Origin of the sequence: Plasticicumulans sp. (assembly GCF_035331805.1) — a bacterium.
GTDB lineage: Bacteria > Pseudomonadota > Gammaproteobacteria > Competibacterales > Competibacteraceae > Plasticicumulans.
Map to the genome: position 1 here is coordinate 1 of NZ_DAOLKE010000483.1, position 2,118 is coordinate 2,118.

2 protein-coding genes and 1 pseudogene are annotated in these 2,118 nt (G+C 68.0%); all 3 read right to left on the minus strand.

Going from position 1 to position 2,118, the window contains the following annotated elements; translation table 11 throughout:
• Window positions 1-1,431, minus strand: a 1,431-nt coding sequence (locus PKE44_RS18630; RefSeq protein WP_324554225.1) for a conjugative transfer ATPase, incomplete at its 3' end; no start/stop codon positions are given.
• Window positions 1,431-1,880, minus strand: a complete 450-nt coding sequence (locus tag PKE44_RS18635) for a TIGR03751 family conjugal transfer lipoprotein (protein WP_003050109.1) — start codon at window positions 1,878-1,880, stop codon at window positions 1,431-1,433. The genes PKE44_RS18635 and PKE44_RS18630, both read right to left, overlap by 1 nt.
• A pseudogene (locus PKE44_RS18640) lies at window positions 1,861-2,118 on the minus strand (TIGR03752 family integrating conjugative element protein); the annotation flags it as partial. The pseudogene PKE44_RS18640 and the gene PKE44_RS18635, both read right to left, overlap by 20 nt.

Consider the following 2,118-nt stretch of genomic DNA (forward strand, 5'->3'; position numbering starts at 1 on the left):
GCCGGGGTTGTAGCAGCACGGCAGCCAGCGCAGGTAGCTGTTGAGCGGCGCCACCTCATCATCCTCTCGCACCGGCTGCAAACCAGCGTTGAGCATCACGTTCGCCAGGTCCAGGCCGCGCCGATCCAGTTCCGCCTCGTCGCGCCCGCGCAGGTAGAACGCCAGCGTGCCCCGGTAGAGCTTGTGCGCGCTGCCGATCAGCGAGCGGGCTTCATGCACGTCCTTGAGCGTCTGCTCCGACGCCAGCGTCTCGCCCACGGCCTTCTTCGCCAGGTGGTTCAGATCCGATTCCAGGACATCCTGGGGCGTGGCAACCATCGTGAGACAAAGCAAGGTGTCTTCCGGCATCTGGTCGAACAGCGTGTTGATCGCATCGCCCTTGCGGGTCTCGCCGGTTAGATGTCCCGTGCCGGGCGGCATGCGCAGCCGGTCGGTGATCAGCACACGGTGCGGCATGCCGTCGAAGTACCAGGTGCCGTGCTCCACGTCGGAGCGTGGCTGGCCGAAGAACAGCCGCTGGCTGAAATCCCGCCCGCTCGCCAGTTCGATCTCGCCGGCCTCAGTCTCGTCCGGGTAGCGCGCCAGTGCGTAGAAGCGCTCCCGGTCCTCTGTACTGGGCCCGAGCATCGCGGGGCGCGGATTGAGCCACCGCAGCAGCCAGTCGTGGACGTCGGCTGCGACCATGCGCCGTGCCTGGATGCCGGCGTTCGCCAGCCCGCCACACAGGCGGTCGCAGACGATGTTCAGCATCTGCTCGGGCGTCTGGCCGCGGCGGCTTGCCTGCCCGGTGGCACGGCGATAGATCACCATGCGCACCCGCCGCGTCTGCCCGCGCCAGCGCAGCCGCGTGACCACCGTGTCCTCGAACAGGCCGCCGGGCTTGGCCACCGCACGCAGATGGTGGCCGAAGAAGCGCAGGTAGAACTCGGTGAACGCTGTCCCGCGGGCACGTGGCTGCACGTAGTCACGCAGGGTCTGCATGTACTGGTCGAAACTCGGCTCGTCCTGGGCATAGAGCTGGAGCACCCAGGGGTTCTCGTCCAGCTCATCGAAGCTGTCCTGCAGCGCGTTCTCCAAGGCGTCGCGGGCGTGGGCAAGCCAGCCCGGTTCCCGGCCCTCGGTCCCCAGCGGCACCAGCTCGAAGAAGGCCGCCACCGATTGGCCGTCCTCCAGCAACATGGACCTTGACTCGGGCAAGAACTCGACCCAGGGCAGCAGTTCCACGAAGGACGGTGCGACCTCGTACAGCGCCTGCTCGTCGGCCTCCGTCGCCGGTTTGCGGCCCCGGACTGCCGAGCCGGGTTCGGGGATGCCGGCTTGGCGCAAGGCCTCAATGTGGCGCTGCCAGCCGTCCGGCTGCTCGTCATCACCAGCGCCGGATGCGGCCAGCTTCAGCGCGGCCGGCTTAGGCCAGGGAAGTTTCCAGCGCATCAGTAGTCCTCCACGCGCTCACCCGGCATCGCGTACTGAATGCGCTGGTACAGCGGGAAGACGGTCGTGTAGCCGGGCACCGGCACGGGATCGGTGCCGGCCAGGTGCGGGTACACGTACATCACGAGATCGGGATTGGGCAGGCGCTGGAACTGGCGATGGACCTCGTTGCGCGCGGTGCGCGTGTAGCGCATCTGCTCGGCAGGTGCGGCCTGCATATCGGCGTCGGTCAGCGGCCGACGCAGGCTCTGGCGCGCATCGAGCAGTTGGCCGCCGGCGTTCCGTCCGGCTGCGCCACCGCCGTCCCCGGCCTCCTGCTGCCAGATGTCCATCATCGTGCGGTCACCGTGGGTCAGCAGCTTTTCCTTGCTGGTGGCGCAGCCGGCGAGCGCCGCGACGGCGAGGACCAGCGCCAGGCCACGGGCCAAGCTATTCAAGTTCGAGAGCATGGCTTTCTCCTGTGCGGTGATCGACCTTGCGGCCTTCGGGATCGAAGTCGATGGCGAGCGGCTTTTCGAGGTGGACGGCGACCTTCGCGCCGGGCTGGACATAGACGGCGGCGAACGCTTGGCCGTAGAGCTTGTTGACCCAGGCCGACATGTCCCGCACGCCGCCCGCCAGAATCTGGCCGACCGCCTCCTGGCCGCTGATGCCCACGGTGCCGATGGAGCCGTCCGAGCCGACATA

Bases quoted from the DNA above. Each gene is read 5' to 3' on its own strand.
- PKE44_RS18635 (WP_003050109.1), bottom strand. From the start codon at position 1,880: ATGCTCTCGAACTTGAATAGCTTGGCCCGTGGCCTGGCGCTGGTCCTC.